The sequence below is a fragment of the Streptomyces sp. NPDC002742 genome, from assembly GCF_042888885.1.
In the GTDB taxonomy this organism is placed as follows: domain Bacteria; phylum Actinomycetota; class Actinomycetes; order Streptomycetales; family Streptomycetaceae; genus Streptomyces.
Window position 1 is genome coordinate 152,666 of the sequence record NZ_JBIAQF010000001.1, and the last position, 17,675, is coordinate 170,340.

13 protein-coding genes are annotated in these 17,675 nt (G+C 72.4%); 6 read left to right on the top strand and 7 right to left on the bottom strand.

The features are described from left to right. Both ACFYW8_RS00675 and ACFYW8_RS00680 read right to left on the bottom strand, forming a co-directional pair. Entirely contained in the window at nt 1-2,370 is a 2,370-nt protein-coding gene (locus tag ACFYW8_RS00675; protein WP_389065145.1) for a SpoIIE family protein phosphatase, read from the bottom strand. A 312-nt stretch (nt 2,371-2,682) separates the two neighbouring features. Next, the gene (locus ACFYW8_RS00680; RefSeq protein ID WP_389065150.1) at nt 2,683-3,657 is read right to left on the bottom strand and encodes a sigma-70 family RNA polymerase sigma factor; all 975 of its coding nucleotides are present in this window, start codon (nt 3,655-3,657) and stop codon (nt 2,683-2,685) included. 190 nt (nt 3,658-3,847) lie between these two features. Between ACFYW8_RS00680 and ACFYW8_RS00685 the strand changes: the two genes are divergently transcribed. The 3 genes from ACFYW8_RS00685 (at nt 3,848) to ACFYW8_RS00695 (ending at nt 8,550) form a co-directional block, all read left to right on the top strand. Then, entirely contained in the window at nt 3,848-5,461 is a 1,614-nt protein-coding gene (locus ACFYW8_RS00685) for an MFS transporter (protein ID WP_389065154.1), read from the top strand. Beyond that, entirely contained in the window at nt 5,458-6,066 is a 609-nt protein-coding gene (locus tag ACFYW8_RS00690) for a hemerythrin domain-containing protein (protein WP_389065158.1), read from the top strand. The genes ACFYW8_RS00685 and ACFYW8_RS00690 overlap by 4 nt, the downstream gene beginning before the upstream one ends. A 696-nt stretch (nt 6,067-6,762) precedes the next feature. After that, complete coding sequence (locus ACFYW8_RS00695; protein ID WP_389065163.1) at nt 6,763-8,550, top strand: RICIN domain-containing protein; 1,788 nt, start codon at nt 6,763-6,765, stop codon at nt 8,548-8,550. Nucleotides 8,551-8,611: 61 nt separating this feature from the next. On the opposite strand, the gene ACFYW8_RS00700 is transcribed toward ACFYW8_RS00695, so the two are convergent. Both ACFYW8_RS00700 and ACFYW8_RS00705 read right to left on the bottom strand, forming a co-directional pair. Continuing rightward, on the bottom strand, nt 8,612-9,586 hold the full coding sequence (locus ACFYW8_RS00700) for a 2-hydroxyacid dehydrogenase (protein ID WP_389065167.1): 975 nt from the start codon (nt 9,584-9,586) through the stop codon (nt 8,612-8,614). After that, a complete protein-coding gene (locus ACFYW8_RS00705; protein WP_389065173.1) occupies nt 9,583-10,752 on the bottom strand; it encodes a lactate 2-monooxygenase in 1,170 nt (389 codons plus the stop codon). Before ACFYW8_RS00705 ends, ACFYW8_RS00700 begins: the two co-directional genes overlap by 4 nt. Before the next feature lie 113 nt (nt 10,753-10,865). On the opposite strand from ACFYW8_RS00705, the gene ACFYW8_RS00710 reads away from it, so the two are divergent. Then, a complete protein-coding gene (locus ACFYW8_RS00710) occupies nt 10,866-12,044 on the top strand; it encodes a PucR family transcriptional regulator (protein ID WP_389065177.1) in 1,179 nt (392 codons plus the stop codon). A 221-nt stretch (nt 12,045-12,265) separates the two neighbouring features. Here the strand turns inward: ACFYW8_RS00710 and ACFYW8_RS00715 are convergent, their stop codons facing one another. Further along, nucleotides 12,266-12,712, bottom strand: coding sequence for a TIGR03668 family PPOX class F420-dependent oxidoreductase (locus tag ACFYW8_RS00715; protein ID WP_389066554.1), 447 nt, complete (start codon nt 12,710-12,712; stop codon nt 12,266-12,268). 164 nt (nt 12,713-12,876) lie between these two features. Further along, a complete protein-coding gene (locus ACFYW8_RS00720; protein ID WP_389065181.1) occupies nt 12,877-13,428 on the bottom strand; it encodes a hypothetical protein in 552 nt (183 codons plus the stop codon). Nucleotides 13,429-13,770: 342 nt separating this feature from the next. Here ACFYW8_RS00720 and ACFYW8_RS00725 point away from each other — a divergent pair, with 342 nt between their 5' ends. Then, entirely contained in the window at nt 13,771-14,205 is a 435-nt protein-coding gene (locus ACFYW8_RS00725) for a protease inhibitor (protein WP_389065185.1), read from the top strand. A 311-nt stretch (nt 14,206-14,516) separates the two neighbouring features. Then, nucleotides 14,517-16,106: a bifunctional phosphatase PAP2/diacylglycerol kinase family protein gene (locus ACFYW8_RS00730; RefSeq protein WP_389065190.1), complete on the top strand. Its 1,590-nt coding sequence runs from the start codon at nt 14,517-14,519 to the stop codon at nt 16,104-16,106. Nucleotides 16,107-16,137: 31 nt separating this feature from the next. On the opposite strand, the gene ACFYW8_RS00735 is transcribed toward ACFYW8_RS00730, so the two are convergent. Then, entirely contained in the window at nt 16,138-17,640 is a 1,503-nt protein-coding gene (locus ACFYW8_RS00735) for an MFS transporter (RefSeq protein WP_389065194.1), read from the bottom strand. Nucleotides 17,641-17,675 lie beyond the last annotated feature (35 nt).

The following is a 17,675-nucleotide window of genomic DNA, read 5'->3' on the forward strand; positions in this document are numbered from 1 at the left end:
TCACTCCTCGCCGACGAGCGACAGCTCCGCCCAGATGGTCTTGCCCTCCGGGGTGTGCCGGCTGCCCCAGCGCTGGGTGAGCTGGGCGACGAGGAGCAGCCCGCGTCCGCCCTCGTCGAAGGTTTTCGCCCGGCGCAGATGCGGCGCGGTGTGGCTGCTGTCCGAGACCTCGCAGATCAGGGTCTCGGCGTCGTGGATGAGCCGCAGCCGGATGGGCGGCTCGCCGTAGCGGATGGCGTTGGTGACCAGTTCGCTCACCACGAGCTCGGCCGTGAACGTGGCCACGGTCAGGTCCCAGACCTCCAGCTGATCGGCGACCTGCTTGCGGATCGGCGCCACGAGAGCGGGGTCGGCGGGGATGTCCCAGGTCGCCACGTCGGAAGAGGCGAGGCCATGGGTACGGGCGAGGAGCAGCGCCACGTCGTCCGGGGCGCCGCCCGCGGGAAGCAGCGCCTGGAGGATCGCGTGCGCCACCCCCTCCAGGGACGGCGACGACTCCTCCAGCGCCCGGCAGAACAGCCGCAGTCCGGTGTCGGCGTCCCGCTCGCGGCTTTCGAGCAGGCCGTCGGTGTACAGAGCGAGGACCGTGCCCTCGGGAAGGTCGAGTTCGACGGACTCGAACGGCAGCCCGCCGAGGCCCAGCGCCGGACCGGGCGGCACGTCGATCTGCCGGGGCGGGCCGCCCGGCGGCAGGACGAGAGGCGGCGGATGGCCCGCGCTCGCGAGGGTGCAGCGCCGGGAGACCGGGTCGTACACCGCGTAGACGCACGTGGCGCCGACCTCGCCGGTGGTGCCCTCGGATCCGGCCTCGGTGGACAGCCGTACGACGAGGTCGTCGAGGTGGGTGAGCAGTTCGTCGGGGGCCAGGTCGATGTCGGCGAGGGTGCGGACGGCGGTGCGCAGCCGGCCCATGGTCGCCGAGGCCTGGATGCCGTTGCCGATGACATCGCCCACGACCATGGCGACCCGCATCCCGGACAACGGGATCACGTCGAACCAGTCGCCGCCCACCCCGGCACGCGCCGCGGGCAGATAGCGCGACGCCGCCTCCAGAGCCGCTGTCCGGGGGAGGGACTGGGGGAGCAGGCTGCGTTGGAGGGCCAGCGCGGTCTGGCGCTCGCGCGAGAAGCGGCGGGCGTTGTCGATGCAGACGGCGGCCCTGGCCGTGACCTCCTCGGCGAGCAGTACGTCGTCGGCGGTGAAGGGTTCGGGCCGCCTGAACCGGCTCAGGACGGCGACCCCGAGGGTCCGGCCGCGGGCCCGGACAGGCACCGACATGGTGGCGTGGATGCCGTGCTCCTGGACCCGCTTGCCGCGCAGTCCGTCCCAGCTCAGCCACTCCTGCAGCGTGCCGGCGGCGTTCGGCACGACGAGCGGCCGGCCGGCGATCAGCGAGTCGGCCTGCGGGGAGGACGCGGGATAGACGTCGACGTCGCCGGGTTCGACGACCGGGATGCCCTCGCGCAGCGACCGGTGCGCGGCACGGCGGAGCATGATCGGCGCGGTCGGTGGTTCGACGCGGTATTCGCCGCCGTTCTCCGGGGGGTCCAGGAGATCGACGCTGACGAAGTCGGCGAGGGCGGGGACGCAGACGTCGGCCAGTTCCTGGGCCGTGCGGGTGACGTCGAGAGTGGTGCCGATGCGCACACTCGCCTCGTTGACCAGCTGAAGCCGCTTTCGGGCCCGGTACTGCTCGGTGAAGTCGTGCGCGGCCACACAGACGCCGAGCACCCGCCCATGGGTGTCGGTCAGCGGGGCGATCCGGGCGAGCCAGTGGTGCGCCCGCTCCTCGCCGCCGCTGCGCGCGTACGTCTCCACGTCACGCCCGCGGCCGGAGGCGAGGACCGCGGCCATCTCGCGCTCCAGTTGTTCGCCGGCCCGCCGGTCGCCGATCTCGGACACCCGCAGGCCCCGGATCCGGTCCTCGGGGAGCCCGATCACCTCGGACATCGCGTCGTTGATGCCGTACAGCCGCAGCCGTTCGTCGTAGACGGCCATGGCGCAGGGCGCCTGGGCGAGGGCCGCGCGGACCAGCGGGTCGTCGACCGTGCGGGGCGCTCTGCCGTCCAGCGGGGTGAGCAGAAGCCAGTCGCCGCCTTCTTCGAGGCGGTGGGCGAGCAGCCACACGGGCAGGACCCGGCCGTCGCGGTGGCGCAGGGCGAGCACCCCGTTCCAGCGATCTCCGGTGGACCCCAGGGGTGGCGCGTCTCCCGCCGGGGCCAGGAGATCCACCGCCGGGCGGCCCTCGACCTCCTCGGCTGCGTAACCCAGGAGCCGGTGGGCGCCCTCGCTCCAGCGGATCAGGCTGCCGTTCCCGTCGATGACCGCCCGTGCGGTGGCGGCCTCGTCGAGAGGGTGGACCGGGCTCATCGTCGCCACTTTCCCTTGTGCACACTCACCGTGAACAAGCGCGTCGTCCGGGTTCCAGCCTAGTGGTTCGGCGTCTCGCACACCCGCGAACAGGGGTGGCCCGGACAGCCATTCGTACGGTGCGTTTTCGGCCGACGTGGCTCGCGGTACGGAAGCGGCGGCCCGACCCTTGCCGCCGCCATGTGTCCCTCCGTCAGGGTCCGTTGGTCCGCCTTGAGCGGGGCCCGCCCCGGGGACCGGGTGGCACACGGCGCACGGCTGCGTCTCGTCCCGGTGAGCTGGCCGTCGGCTCACCCGGTCGTCCGGTGGCCGTCATGCCCGCCTCCCCTCCGCCGCCTCGCCGAACCCCTCCACACCGGTTTCCTCGTCGCGCCGGACGTGGGCGAGCTTCTCGGGGTTGGTGACGATGTAGACGTCGGACACCTGCTCGCCGTCCGGGGTGAGGTCCATGACCATGACCGCGTAGGGCGACGCGCCGTCGAAGACCACCGCGGAGTCGTCGCCGTTCACGCGCCGGTAGCGGACGTCGAGACCGGCGCCACGGCGGGTGGCGTAGCCGGCGAGCAGACGTGCGGCCTTGTCCCGGCCCCGCACCGGCCGCAGACCGGCCCCACGACCGGCCTTGCCGCCGCCGTCCGTCCACACGGTGACGTCCGGGGCGAGGATCTCCATGAGCGCGGTGATGTCACCGCCGAGCGCCGCCTCGACGAAATGTTCGGTCGCCTGCCGACGGACCCGGGGATGGGCCCGGTAGAGCGGACGGCGGGCGTGCACATGCTCCCGGGCGCGGTGTGCGAGCTGGCGGACCGCCGCGGGACTGCGGTCGATGACCTGCGCGATCTCGGTGTGCGGATAGCCGAACACCTCGTTGAGGACGAACACCGCGCGTTCCAGCGGGGTCAGCGACTCCAGGACGACCAGCATCGCGAGGGAGACGGACTCGGAGCGCAGGGCGCGGTCGTCGGCACGCTCGGCCGCGCCCGGTTCGTCGAGCAGGGGTTCCGGCAGCCAGGGGCCGACGTACGTCTCGCGTCGGCGGGTGATGGCGGCCCGCCGGGCGAGCGCGTGGTTCACCGCGATGCGCACGAGGTAGGCGCGCGGGTTGCCGATGCCCTCGACGGGGGAGCGGCGGGCGCGGCCCGTCCATGACAGCCAGGTCTCCTGGAGCACGTCCTCGGTGTCGGCGACGGTTCCGAGGATGTTGTAGACGATCGCGAACAGCAGCTCGCGGTGCTCGACGAAGACCCGCGTCGGGCCGTCGACGACGGCCTCGGGGTTTTCGGACATGGCTCGCCTCCCTCTTGATGCGCTCACTACCGCGAGGGAAGGAGGGGCCCGAATGTGACACCAGACGGCCGAAATGTGACGTACGTCTCATGCAGGGTTCCGTGCGTCACACCGGCCGCGCCGGCCGCCCTCTTGATCGCGAGTCCGCCTTCGCGGCACTCCGATGCCCCGGCACAAGGAGACACGCATCGTGTTCAAGAAATGGCACGGCCACCCCTGGGCGATCCTCGTCACGCTCTCGCTCGGGTTCTTCATGACGCTCCTGGACCTGACGATCGTCAACATCGCGATCCCCGACATGGGCCAGGACCTCGACGCCTCCCTCGACGAGATCCTGTGGGTCGTCAACGCCTACACCCTCGCCCTCGCCGTCCTGCTGATCACCGCGGGACGCCTCGGGGACCTGCGCGGCAAACGGAACCTGTTCGTCGCCGGCGTCGCCCTCTTCACCCTCGCGAGCCTGGCCTGCGGCCTCGCGCAGAACCCGGCGCAGCTGATCGCCTTCCGCGCGGTCCAGGGCCTCGGCGCCGCGCTGCTCATGCCGCAGACCCTGTCGATCATCGCCGAGGTGTTCCCGGCCGACCGGCGGGGAGCGGCGATGGGTGTCTGGGGTGCCGTCGCCGGGATCTCCGGCGCCCTCGGGCCGATCGTCGGCGGCGCGCTGATCACCCATCTCGACTGGCGCTGGATCTTCTACGTCAATCTGCCGCTCGGCGTCCTGGTGCTGGTGCTCGCCATGGCGATCATCCCGGGCTCGCGACGCCCGGTACGGCACCGTTTCGACACCTTCGGCGTGCTGCTCGCCTCCGGCGCCCTGTTCTGTCTGGCCTTCGGCCTCACCGAGGGGCAGCGCTACGACTGGAACGGCTGGATCTGGTCGCTGTTCGGCGCGGCCGCGGCTCTCTTGGCCGGGTTCCTCGTCCATGAGCGCGGCCTGCAGGGCGGCGATCCGCTCGTCCCGTTCTCGCTCTTCAAGGACCGCGACTTCACCCTCATCAACTTCGTGGGTGTCACGGTGTCCTTCGGTGTCATCGGGATGTTCCTGCCGCTGACGATCTACCTCCAGTCCGTCCTCGGCTTCAGCGCGCTCAAGTCCGGTCTCGTCATGCTGCCCCTCGCCCTCGGCTCGTTCGTGATGGCCGGACCCGCGGGCGTCCTCGCGGACAGGATCGGCGGCAAGTACATCCTGATGACCGGGTTGCTCGCCTGGTCCGCCGCCCTGGTCTGGATCGTGGCCGCGGCGGAGGTCGGTTCGAGCTGGACGGCGGTCGCCTTCCCGCTCTTCCTGGCCGGACTGGGCGCGGGATGCACCTTCGCGCCGATGGCCACCGAGGTCATGCGCAACGTCCCGGCCCGGCTCTCCGGCGCGGCCTCGGGCGTGAACAACGCGCTGCGGCAGGTCGGTTCGGTCCTCGCGGGCGCCGTCGTCGGGGCCGTGCTCCAGGCGCAGCTCGCGCACACGCTCACCGACCAGGCGCGGCAGCGCGCCGGACAGCTTCCCGCCGGCTACCGCGACGGCTTCGTCGCCTCCTTCTCCCGGGCCGGGTCCGACGTGTCCGCCCGGCAGACGACCGGCACCCCGGCCGGTGTGCCGCACGACATCGCCGACCGCATGCGGGAGCTCGGCGGCCAGGTGTTCGGCCACGGTTTCGTCGACGCGATGGGCCCCGCCGTCCTGGTGTCCGCCGGAGTCCTGGTGACCGGCGCGCTCGCCTGTCTCGCCGTACGCCGCCACCACGGCCCGTCCGCCAACCCGCATGCCCTGCCCGTGTACGAGCCCGAACTGGAGGAAGCGACCTCATGAGCATCGACCTCACGATCATGTACGCCGCCCACGACGCCTTCCGGCGCGACCTGGACCGCCTCGGCAAGGCGGCCGCGGACGGCACCGCCTTCACGCCCCCGGTCCGCGCCGGCTGGGCCGCCTTCACGCACCAGCTGCACATCCATCACACCGCCGAGGACAGCGACCTGTGGCCGCGCGTGTCGCGCAGGGTCGCGGACCGCCCCCGGGATCTCGCACTGCTCGCGGAGATGGAGGCCGAACACGCCAGACTCGACCCACAACTCGACGCCGTGGAAAAGGCGTTGCGGGACGGATCCGCCGAACTCCCCGTATTGGTGCACACCCTGGCCACCACGCTCGACGGCCACCTCGCGCACGAGGAGGCAGAGGCCCTGCCGCTCATCCAGGAGGTGCTCACCGCCGCGGACTGGGGCGCCTTCACCGGAGCCATCCGCAGGACGCAGGGCCTGCGCGGGGCCGCCGTGTTCGTGCCGTGGATCGTGGACGGCGTCCCGCCGGCCGACCGAGCCGTCTTCCTCGGCGCGCTGCCCCCGCCGGTCCGCGTCCTCAACCGGCTGTTCTGGGAGCCGGGCTACCGCAGGCGCGGTGGGTGGGGGAGCTGACCCGGCGGCGCGGGTGGATCCGGGGCGGGCTCCGCGCCGAGGCCACGTGGGGGTGCCCGGTACCGCCCGGGGCGCCGGGACCGTGTGGGGTGCCCCGGACCGTGCGTGGTGCCTGCGACCGTGCGGTGCTCGCGGGCTCGGCTCCTGTACGGGGCTCGGGTGCACCCCACGGGGAACCCGGGCCTTCTCGGGGCCGCCGACCGAGGGCGGGAGGAACGGGGTCGGCGGCCGGTTTCGCACGGGAGAGCCGCCGTCCCGCGCGGGGCCTTCGAGAAGGGCCGGTCCCATCCGACTACGGAGCCCTGTGCGCCGGGAGCGCGCGAGAGAGCCCGCCGTGTGCGCGCGGCTCACACGGGGCGCATAGAATATCGAATGCCGGTACGGCCTGGGCGAGTTGCCGAACTCCTTTTGACATTCTTTCAATAAGGTCGATCTCGCTCGTTCATCTTGTTGGTAACGAGTGTGTTGTGCGAGGGTGAGCCTCCCGCGCTTGGTCAAGGGCCGGGTCTGAATCGCTGTTCGCCATTCCCGGCTGTCGACGAGCTCAAGGGGCTCCTGGCCGACGGTCGCCGCACGGCCTTCGTCCCCGGCCGTTTTCCCGGCGTTCCGTCAAAAAGGTCTACGCCAATCGGGACTCCTTTTCGACGGGCAAGCACTTCTCTGTGCCACCTTGCACCTCGGAAGGAACCCGCTCCCGTGCGCACCCCCCACCCACCGCTTCCCGCCCATCCGCCCGGCGGATATTTCGGCGAATCCGACGAGGGTCTCGCCGCTGTGCTGAGAGGCGGGGCGGAGGCTGACGCCACCCGTCCCGTCGCTCTGCTGACAGCCCGGCACTGGCGGTCGGCGTACGACTACGCGGTGATCTGCCTCGCCACTTCGTCGCAGGTCGCCTCCATGGTCACCGAGACATCCTTCCAGCACGTGCTCGACCGTCTCGCCGAGGGCGAGCAGGCTCTCGCGCTGCGGCCCCGACTCCTCGTGACGGTACGGGACACGGTCCGGAACTGGGCGGCGGACGACCGGATATCAGAAGCGCTGCCGGCTCTGAGGAAACCCGCGGGGGGCCGCGGTATGCGCCTGGCGAAGTCCATGACGGCCGAAAACCGCAAGCTCGCCGAACGCGCTTTCCTCGCTCTTCCGGGCGCCGCCCGATGTCTGTTGTGGCACACCGAGGTGGAGGACGAGTCGCTGTCCGTGCCGGCCGGTCTTTTGGGCATGGACGCCCCCACCGCGTTCGCCGCCTGGGACCAGGCCCGCGAGCAATTTCGCCAGGCGTGCCTGCGCGCCCATCTGGAACTCGCCCCGACCAGGGAATGCGGTTTCCACAACCGGCTCCTCGACGTGCCGATCCGGCGCGGCGGAGCCTTGCTGCCGGATGTCCAGCAGCATCTGGCGGAGTGCTCCTACTGCCGCTACGCGGCGGAGCAACTCGGCCATTTCGAGGGAGGGTTGGGGGTCCTGATCGCCGAGTCCGTGCTCGGCTGGGGCGCCCGTCGCTACTTCGAGTCCCGCCGGAGCCGCCGGCGCCAAGTGCTACGGCACCGGAGCGTGTCCCCGTTCGGCGGCCGACGACTGCGAGGCGGTGGGCGCCCCGGTAAGGGCGCCGGACGTCCCGTGGACGACGGACGCCTGGGACGTCGTGAGCGAGCCGGAAAAGGCGGCCGCCTCGCGGACGAGGTGCGTTCGGAGGGTGGTGGGACTCCGGCGGATGGTGGGGGTCCGGCGGTGGGCGAGCGTTTCGGGGACGAGGCGCGTTCGGAGGGTGGTGGGACCCCGGCGGGCGGTGGGCGCCGCGGGGCGAGCGGCCGCCGTCGTCGGGTGTCCCCGTTCGCCCCGACGGGGCGCCGCGCCGTCAGGCCGCCGGAAGTACCGCAGCAGGCGCTGGTCACCGGGGCAGGTCTGTCGGCCGCCCTGCTGGCGACCGTCCTCGCGGTCAGTCTGTGGCCGAACGAGGAGGGCGGCAGCGACCCCACCGCCGCCATCGGCGCGAGCAGCAGCCGGACACTGTCACCCACCCAGGGTTCTCAGGTCCCGCCCGTGAGGCCCACCCCGTCCACCGCGGCCGGAGTCTTCGTCAAGGGGGACCGGGCCCGGCTGCGCAACGTGGACGCGGACCTGTGCCTCGACGTCCGGGACTCCAAGGCCGTGGAGGGCGCCGAGGTCACGCTGGAAGGGTGCTCGTCCGCCTGGTCCCAGCAGTGGGTGTACGAGCGGGACGGACTGCTGCGCAGCGTCGCCGGTCCCGGACTCTGCCTCGACGCGCGTGCCGACGACGGTGTCCTCCTGCTCGACCGCTGCGCCGACGACGACGCGAAGCAGCGCGAGGACATGCGCTACGACCTCACCGCGGAGGGCGAGTTGCTGTCCCGCGGGCGCGACGGGCTGGCCGTCGCACCCGCGTCCGCCCACCCCGGCGCCGACATCGTGGTCAAGGTCCGCGACTACTCCGAAATACAGCGCTGGCGGACCGAGGCCCCCTAGAGAGACCTCGATCCGCCGTGGCCCGTCGCCCGTCGCGGACGCGGGACCGACGGGAGCGCGGCTACGAGACGACGTCCTGCGGCGGCTTGCCCGCCACGAAGTCCGCGGCGTTCCGGACGGCGGCCAGCGCGATCCGTACCAGGGTCTCGCGGGTGACACCGGCGACGTGCGGTGAGAGCACCACGTTCGGCGCCTTGAGCAACCGCAGGGCCGGGGTGGGTGGTTCGGGGTCGAAGACGTCGAGGCCCGCTCCGGCGAGGGCGCCCGTGTGCAGCGCGTCCGCGAGGGCGTCCTGGTCGATCAGGGCGCCCCGCGAGGTGTTGACGACGAACGCCGTCGGCTTGAGCAGCGCGAGCCGCTCGGCGTCCAGCAGATGCCGGGTCGCCTCGGTGAGCGGCGCGTGCAGGCTGACGTAGTCCGATACGCGCAGCAGTTCGTCGAGTTCGACGTGGCGGGCGCCGAGCCGGGCCTCCGTCTCGGCGGACGCGCGCGTGGGACCGGCGTACACGACGCTCATGTCGAACGCGACCGCGCGCCGGGCGACCTCCTCGCCGATGTGGCCGAGTCCGACGATGCCGAGCGTCTTGCCGGACAGCTCGGTGATCGACTGCTGGAGCCGGGGCAGCGCCCAGTCGGCCTCGGTCAACGCGGTGTGGGCGGGCACCAGTTGCTTGGCCAGGGCGAGCATGAGGGCGAAGGTCTGCTCGGCCACGTTCTGCTTCTCGGCGCCGCTGGAACCGATGTTGCACACGGGCACGCCCCGCTCGCGCGCGGCGTCCAGATCGACGTAGTCGAAGCCGTGGCTCGCGCACTGGATCAGCTCCAGGTCCGGTGCGGCGGCGATGTGCTCGGCGGTCACCGGGCCGAGGCCCGTGACGACGACATGGGCCTCGCGCAGCGCGGCGGGGTCCTCGTCCGTCGCCTCCACGACGGTGACGCGGACCTGCCCGGGAAAGAGCGTGGCGAGCGCGGCTCCGGCCGTACGGCCGCCCACATGCGCGGAGACGACGGCGAGCACGTTCTTCGTGACGGTCATGCGGTTTCCTCGATGAGGTCGTCGGGGCCGAGGGAGTCCGGGCGGGCGTGCCCGGACAGCGCGAGGGTGAGATCGAACTCGGCGAGCAGACAGCGGACGACGTGTTCGACGCCCGCCTGCCCGTCGAGGCCGAGCCCATAGGCGTACGGACGTCCGACGAGCACCGCCCGCGCTCCGAGCGCCAGTGCCTTGAAGATGTCGTCGCCGGTGCGGATACCGCTGTCGAAGAGCACGGTGAGCCGGTCGCCCACGGCCTCCACCACGCGGGGCAGCGCGTCGGCGGCCGCGACGGACCCCGCCACCTGCCGGCCGCCGTGGTTGGAGACCACCACGCCGTCCATCCCGGCCTCGGCGGCGCGCCGGGCGTCGTTCGGGTGCAGCACGCCCTTGAGGACGATCGGTCCGTCCCAGTTCTCCCGCAGGAAGGCCAGATCCGGCCAGGTCTTGCCGGGGTCCGCGAACATGTTCACGAAGTGCATCACGGCCGCGTTCGGGTCCTCGTGCACCGGCTTGGCCAGACCGGCCCGGAACGCCGGATCCGAGAAGTAGTTGGCGGTGCCCACCCCGTGCAGGAACGGCAGGTAGGCCTGGTCGAGATCGCGCGGACGCCAGGCCAGCAGCGGCGTGTCCAGCGTGACGATCAGCGCGGCGAACCCGGCCGCCTTCGCCCGGTCCAGGAAGCTGCGGGTGACCTCGCGGTCCTTCGCCCAGTAGAGCTGGAACCAGCGTTCGGCGTCCCCCATGGCCTCGGCGACCTGCTCCATGGGGGTGCTGGAGGCGGAGGAAAGGATGTAGGGGACGCCCTGGGCTGCGGCGGCCCGCGCCGCGGCGCACTCCGCGTCCGGATGCATGATCGACAGCACGCCGATCGGGGCGAGCGCGAGGGGCGCGGGCAGCGGGCGCCCCAGCACCTCGACGGACAGGTCGCGTTCGTGGACGTCGCGGAGCATGCGCGGCACGATCCGGCGCCGGTCGAGGGCGTCCCGGTTGGCCCGCGCCGTGCTGCCGTTCCCCGCGCTTCCCGCCACGTAGCCGACCGGTCCCGGGCCGAGCCGTTGCTCGGTGAGCTCCTCAAGCCGCGTCAGATCCGTGGGCAGCCGCGGTACGGCTCCCGTCATTCCGTTCAGATAGATCTCGTACTGGAAGTCGGCCCAGTGCTTCGCCATCCGTACGTCCCGCCTCTCGTCCCTGAGACCGCGCTGTACGAGGTCGATCCTGGCGACTGTGACAAGTCCCGTCCACCGTGGTGCGCACATCGTGCGGCTGGAATCATCACCCTGTGACAAACAAGCCGTCCGAGGTCCGGGAACGCGTCCGGCAGGAAATGGTCGCCGACCCGCGCGTCGTGGAGTCGATCGTCGCCGCCGTCCACGAGCAGGTCCCGGTGTACGCGGCGCTCGACGACAGCCGGCTGCCCGAGGTACGGGCCATCGCGGCCTGGGGCGTCGAGCGGCTGCTGCATCTGTGGGCCACCGACAGCACGTTGGGGCCGGCCGATCTGCGGCGCTTCCGGGGCATCGCGTCGGCCCGTGCGGCGGACGGGCGCCCGGTGCAGGCGGTGCTGCGCGCCTACCGGGTCGCGGGCACCGTCCTCACGGACGAGGTCGCCGCCCGCGCGCCCCGGCTCGCCGCCACCGACGCCTTCGCGCTGGCCCGCATGCTGCTCGTCACCCTCGACACCCTCTCCGAGGAGATGGCCACCGCGTACGCCGCCACCAGCGAGGACCTGGCAGCCGACCGGACCAGGGCGCTGCGGCTGCTGCTCGACGACCTGATCGCCGGGCGGCACGCCTCGGTGGGCGCGCTGACCGACCGTTCCGCCCGGCTGGGCATCCAGCTTCCGGACCCCTGCTGTCTGCTGGCGGCCGAGCCGCTCGCCGCGGACCGGCCCGACCTCGCGCACGAGACGGCGACCGGGCTGCTCGACGAGCTGACCGGGCCGGGGGGCGAGGTGACGTCCCTGGCGACGGTACGAGGGTCCCGGGCCGTTCTGCTGCTGCCGCTCGCGGCGGCAGCGCGCGTGGGAGCGGTCCTGGGTGAACGGTCCTGGCGCGGGTGTGTCATCACCGGCGAGAGCCTGGACCGGGTCGCTCTCGCGCACCGGCTCGCAGCCGACGCCCTCGACACCGCGCCGGCCCACGCCCATCGGACCGGGCACGTTCTCACGGACGCCGACGCGCAGGTCCTCGCCCTGCTCGCCGGGCGCCCGGCCGCCGCGCCGGACCACATCGCCCGGCTGGTGCTCGGGCCGCTCACCGACGCGGCTCAGCGGCATCTGCTGGAGGCGCTCACGGCGTACATCGACTCGGGCTCGGCGAACGCCGCCGCGCGGGCCCTGCACCTTCATCCGCAGTCCCTGCGGTACCGCCTGCGCCGCGTCCACGAACTGACCGGCCGGGACCCGCGCGACCCCTGGCACCGGCTCACCCTGGACATCGCCCGCACGATCCGCGACTGATCACCGGCCGCGCTGTTTTCGCGCCCTGCCCGTCCCTGGGGGCTGCCGTCCCCCGGACCCCCGCTTCGGCCGCTTTCCGGCGCTGGACGGGGAAAGTTCAGCCCCTCCGGCGAATGGGGGGCGGGGTCCGGGGCGGAGCCCCAGGACGGACGGGACGGGACGGGGCGAGACGGGGCGGAGGGGGCGGAGGGGGCGAACTCCCTTCGGTACCAGGGCGCCGCTCAAGGGTCCGTGGTGGCCTGCCAGCCGCGCCAGTGGTGGACGGTGATCACGGTCACCGGGCCCTCCGGTGGCCGGTTCCGGTACTGGGGGTACTTGTCCCGGAGCGCGTCGATCGCGGCGGCGTACATGTACGGGATCTCGCCGGGCTCCCGATCGCCGGGCGGCGGAACGACCTGCGCGTCGCCGTCCGCCCGCACCCACCACAGCCGCTGCCAGTCCTCGTCGTAGGCGTCCACCAGCAGGCAGACGGCCGGGTGGGCCGCGATGTTGCGCAGCCGCCGCAGCCGCGGTGACCGCTTGGGCTTGTGGTCGACGGCGCTGACGAGCGCGTCGCCGCAGCGCGCGAACACGAGCGGCACCAGATGCGGCCGGCCCTCGGTGTCCACGGTCGCGAGGGTCGCCACCCGCGCCGCCAGGAAACGGCGGCGCGCCTGGTCCTCGTCCATGTCGGGCACGAGCGGCTCCGGTTCTCCGCGGGCCGTGGCGCCGTCCGCGGTGGACGGGCGGGGACGCGGCGGCGCCGACCTCCGCGTCGCCTCGTCCCGTCGGCACCTGCTGCCAGTGTGGCGCGGTCTCCCGCAGGCGCGCGGTCATGGCACCGCCGGCCGGGTCACTCCTCGTCGCCGGGAGCGTCCTGCGGTTCGGCGTCGGGGCCCTGTGAGCGGACCCGCTGCACATGCTCCAGGGAGTCGCGCAGCTCGCCGAGCCAGTCGTCGGTGTGCCGCTGGACGAGACGGACGCACCAGGCCAGGGCGTCGCTGCGGCTGCGGGCGACCCCGGCCGCGATGAGCGTGTCGAGGACCTCGCGTTCGGGCTGGCGCAGCCGGGTCATGACCGGCGCGGCGACATGCGTGAACAGGGCGCGCTCGGTGCCGCACTCCACGCCCCAGGAGACCTTCTTGCTGAAGCGGTGCTCCGCCTCGCGGGCCACCTCGACGCGGTCGTCCCGGGTGCGCTCCCGGAATTCCTGGATACGGGCCTGGAGCGCCGCCTCCTTCTCGGCGTCCGAGGCGCCATCGGCGAGCCTCGGCTCGGGGATGCGGCCGACGACGGTGATCTCCTCACGGTCGACGGTCACCTCCGCCAGGCTCTCGAAGAGATCGTCGGGCAGGCGGCCGGCGAACCAGCCGCGCAGCTTCTCGCGTTGCTCCGTTGTAATCATGTAATCACGATTACTCCGTCATGGACGAAGCGCAAGAGATCGCGGAGAAGTCCGCCGAGAGCGGAAGTCGAGGGGGCATGCCGGTTGAAGCGGAATGTTTCAGGCCTATTGCTGAGCCATGTCAATCCGGCCAGGTGGCCGTCGACTGCGATCAACAACCGCTCAGTTCCGGGCCTCGGACGTTCGAACTCTGTAACTTCACGCCACTGATTCAATACTCAAAGTTACCGAAACGCGTGGGGTCGATGTGTGTTTCCTGTGCGGACTCGGCAGACTCGCGCTCGCCGAACCGGCACCCGACCGAGCCGGTATCGCATTCGATCGAGCGGAAGGATGCACACAATGCCGAACACCGCGCGTTGGGCAGCGACTCTCACCCTGACGGCCACCGCCGTCTGCGGCCCCCTGGTGGGGTCCGCCCACGCAGCCCCCGGCCTCGGCCCGTCCGGGCTCTACGCCCCCTCCGCCCTGGTGCTCACCACGGGCCACGGCCAGAGCGCGGCCGTCACCACACCTGAACGCGCCGTCACCCTCAACTGCGCCCCGACGGCCTCCGGGACCCACCCGGCCGCGGTCGAGGCCTGTGCCGAACTCCGGGGCCTCAACGGTGATTTCGACGGACTGACGCCTAGAAACGACGTCTTCTGTACCAGGCAGTACGACCCCGTGGTCGTCACGGTGGCCGGCGTCTGGCAGGGCAAGCGTGTCTCGTACGAGCACACCTTCGCCAACGAGTGCGTGAAGAACTCCTACGGGATGACGGTCTTCGCGTTCTGAGAGACCGGGATCGCGTGGCCGTCGTGGACATGGACCGGGATCCGTAGCTGGGGAGTGCGGGCTCCGTCACGAGGCGCCATGTGATTTCGCACCGAGGGTCGGCTGGACGGAGTGGGGCCGTCGGCCGGCCCTCGGCATGTCCGCGTACAGGGCCGGAACGACAGCGACACCGGCGTCACACCCCGGGGGGTGCCGCGCTCGGTGACCGGTCCGTGCGGGACGGTCCGGTTTCTCCGCCGCACGGCCCACGCGCGTCACCGTCGCGTGTCACCCGGGATGCGGACGCGGCCGAGGCGGCGTAGCGGTGGAGCATGGGTGTACTCCTCGAATGGGACCAGCGGCTGTTCACACGGGTGGCCGCGGCGCGGGTGCCCGGAGCCGATCCGGCGCTGCGGCGGCTCAGTCACGCGGCCAACCACGGACGGTTGTGGCTCGGCACGGCAGCGGGGATGAGCCTGGCCGGCGGGCCCACGGGGCGACGGGCGGCGCTGCGCGGCCTCGGCGCGCTCGCGCTGGCCTCGTTCACCGTCAACACGCTGGTGAAGTGGAGCGCCCGGCGCCCCCGCCCGCTGCTGGAAGGCGTCCCCGCGATCCGGCACCTGGCCAGGCAGCCGCACACCACATCCTTCCCGTCCGGACACTCGGCCTCCGCCGCGGCCTTCGCCACCGGCGTCGCCCTGGAGTCCACGCGTTACGGCGCCCTGGTCGCGCCCGTGGCCGCCGCCGTCGCCTTCTCGCGCGTCTACGTGGGGGTCCACTACCCGGGAGACGTGCTCGTCGGCGTGGCCATCGGCGCGGGAGCTGCCGCCCTCACCTGCCGCTGGTGGCCGCCGCGCCCCGCCGTACCGGAGCGGGAGCGGCCCGCGGCGCGGGCGCCCGCGCTGCCACTCGGCAAGGGGCTGGTCATCTTCGTCAACGACCGAGCCGGTGCAGGTGCAGGTGTCGGCGCGTCAGCGGCGGGTCCGTCGTCCGCCGGGCGGCTGCGCGCCCTGCTGCCCGAGGCCGAACTGATCGAGCGCGGCCCCGGTGACGACTTCGCGGAGCTGCTCGCCGCGGCGGCCGACCGGGCCGCGGAGACGGGTGGCGCGCTCGGTGTCTGCGGCGGTGACGGGAGTGTCAACGCCGCTGCCCGCGCGGCGGCCGAACGGGGTCTGGCGCTGGCGGTGTTCCCCTGCGGCACTCACAACCACTTCGCGCTGGACGTGGGCACCTGGGACTTCGAGGACACCTCCGTCGCGGTCACCGGGGGCGCGGCGGTGTCGGTGGACATCGGCGTCGCCCGCTCGGTGACGGGACAGGACATGCCGTTCCTCAACACGTTCAGCATCGGTCCGTATCCTGAACTCGCCCGGATCCGTGACCAGTTGGAGCAACGCTGGGGAGGCGGCCCGGCGGCGGCCGTCGCTCTGGTGCGGGTGCTGAGCACCGCGCGCCCCGTCGAGCTGAACGTCAACGGACGGCCCCGCCGCCTGTGGCTGCTCCTCGCGGGCAACGGCCGGTACGCCCCCGAAGGCCTCGCCCCCGCCTTCCGGCCACGTCTGGACGACGGGCTGCTCGATGTACGCCTGGTCGACGCCGACCGCCGGCTGTCCCGTACCCGTGTCGTCGCCGCCACCGTCCTCGGGACGTTGCGTCACTCACGGGTCTACGGCGTGGAGCGGGTTCCCTGGGTGGAACTGGACGGGATCCTGGGCACGGGCACCCTCGCGTACGACGGCGAAGTCCACCCCGGCGCGGCCGGGTTGAGGCTGGAGAAGGAGCACCGGGCGCTGGTCGTGTACCGGCCCGCCCGGCCGCGGGGCGAGCAGGTCCTGGAGGCGCGCCGGGTCGCCGCGACGGCCCGCTACCGGAGACGGGTGAGGGGCCGCCGTCTCCCTGTGGACGGCGGCCCCTCGGCCTGACCGGTGAGCGGTCAGGACCCGATCACATCGATCACATGTGGACGACCGGTGCGGCGTCCGGGTCCTGGACCGGCTTGCCGCGGCGGTAGAGCACGAGTGCGATGAGCGCCCCGGCGGCGAAGAATCCGGCCGACCACCAGAAGGCGGTGGTGTAGCTCTCGATCGTGGACTGGGCCTGGACCAGCTTGTCCGTCGCGTCCTTGCCCGCGAGGTAGCTGGTCGAGGCGCTCGCGGCGAGCGTGCTCAGCAGGGCCGTACCGATCGAACCGCCCACCTGCTGCATGGTGTTGACCGTCGCGGAGGCGACGCCCGCGTCCTCGGGAGCGATCCCGCTGGTGGCCAGTGACATGGCGGGCGGCATCACCATGCCGAGGCCGGCGCCGATCAGCAGCAGCGGCGGCAGGACGTCGGTCGAGAAGGACGAGCCGAGGCCGATGCCGGTCAGCCACGCCATGCCGAGCGCTGCGACCGCGAAGCCCGCGGGGATGACCGCCTTCGGTCCGATCCGGGGCACCAGGACCGTGGTGGACACCTGGGCCATGACCATCAGGACCGCCATCATCGGCAGGAACGCCACACCCGTTCTGGTGGGGCTGAAGCCGAGGTTGAGCTGAAGGTAGTAGGTGAGGAAGAGGAAGACCCCGAACATGCCCGCGCCGGTGATGAGTACCGCGAGGAACGAGGCGGCCCGGTCGCGGTCGAGCAGGACGCGCATCGGCAGCAGTGGGTGCTTCGCCCGCGTCTGCCACCAGGTGAACGCGGCCAGCAGGACGCCGCCCACGGCGAGGAAGCCCCAGGTGGCGGGCGAACTCCAGTGGTGTGTCTCGGCGTTGGAGAAGCCGAAGACCACGGCGAAGAGACCGGTGGAGACCAGCAGGGTGCCCGGCAGGTCGAGCTTGGAGTTCGCCGCGTCACGGTGACCGCTCAGCAGGACCCAGCCGCCGGCGAAGGCGACGACCGCGAAGACGAGGTTGACGAACAGTGTCCAGCGCCAGTCCAACGCGTCGGTCAGGACACCGCCGAGCAGCAGGCCCACCGCGCCACCGGCACCGGCGATGGCGCCGTACACGCTGAACGCCTTGGCGCGTTCCCTGGCGTCGGTGAACGTCGTGTTCAGCAGGGAGAGGGCGGCCGGCGCGAGGAGGGCACCGAACACACCCTGCAGCGCCCGGGCGGTGACCAGCATTCCGAAGCTCGTCGAGGCGCCGCCCAGGACGGAGGCGCCGGCGAATCCGGCGACACCGACGAGGAAGGCGGGCTTGCGTCCGAAGAGGTCCGCGATGCGCCCGCCGAGCAGCAGCAGGGAGGCGAAGGCGAGGGAGTAGGCGGTGACGATCCACTGCCGGTTGCCGTCGGAGAAACCGAGGTCGGCCTGGGCGGAGGGCAGGGCGATGTTCACGATGGTGGCGTCGAGGACCACCATCAGCTGGGCGATGCCGATGATCGAGAGGATCCACCATCGCCGCTTCGACGCGGGTGCGGGCGCCGGGTCCGCGGCACCCGCGCCGGTGCCTTGGGTCAGGGTCTGGGACATGGGAGAAGCCCTCCAGGGGCGTTGCTCGTTACGTG

Bases quoted from the DNA above. Each gene is read 5' to 3' on its own strand.
- ACFYW8_RS00675 (WP_389065145.1), bottom strand. From the start codon at position 2,370: ATGAGCCCGGTCCACCCTCTCGACGAGGCCGCCACCGCACGGGCGGTC.
- ACFYW8_RS00680 (WP_389065150.1), bottom strand. From the start codon at position 3,657: ATGTCCGAAAACCCCGAGGCCGTCGTCGACGGCCCGACGCGGGTCTTC.
- ACFYW8_RS00690 (WP_389065158.1), top strand. From the start codon at position 5,458: ATGAGCATCGACCTCACGATCATGTACGCCGCCCACGACGCCTTCCGG.
- ACFYW8_RS00700 (WP_389065167.1), bottom strand. From the start codon at position 9,586: ATGACCGTCACGAAGAACGTGCTCGCCGTCGTCTCCGCGCATGTGGGC.
- ACFYW8_RS00705 (WP_389065173.1), bottom strand. From the start codon at position 10,752: ATGGCGAAGCACTGGGCCGACTTCCAGTACGAGATCTATCTGAACGGA.
- ACFYW8_RS00715 (WP_389066554.1), bottom strand. From the start codon at position 12,712: ATGGACGAGGACCAGGCGCGCCGCCGTTTCCTGGCGGCGCGGGTGGCG.
- ACFYW8_RS00720 (WP_389065181.1), bottom strand. From the start codon at position 13,428: ATGATTACAACGGAGCAACGCGAGAAGCTGCGCGGCTGGTTCGCCGGC.
- ACFYW8_RS00725 (WP_389065185.1), top strand. From the start codon at position 13,771: ATGCCGAACACCGCGCGTTGGGCAGCGACTCTCACCCTGACGGCCACC.
- ACFYW8_RS00730 (WP_389065190.1), top strand. From the start codon at position 14,517: ATGGGTGTACTCCTCGAATGGGACCAGCGGCTGTTCACACGGGTGGCC.
- ACFYW8_RS00735 (WP_389065194.1), bottom strand. From the start codon at position 17,640: ATGTCCCAGACCCTGACCCAAGGCACCGGCGCGGGTGCCGCGGACCCG.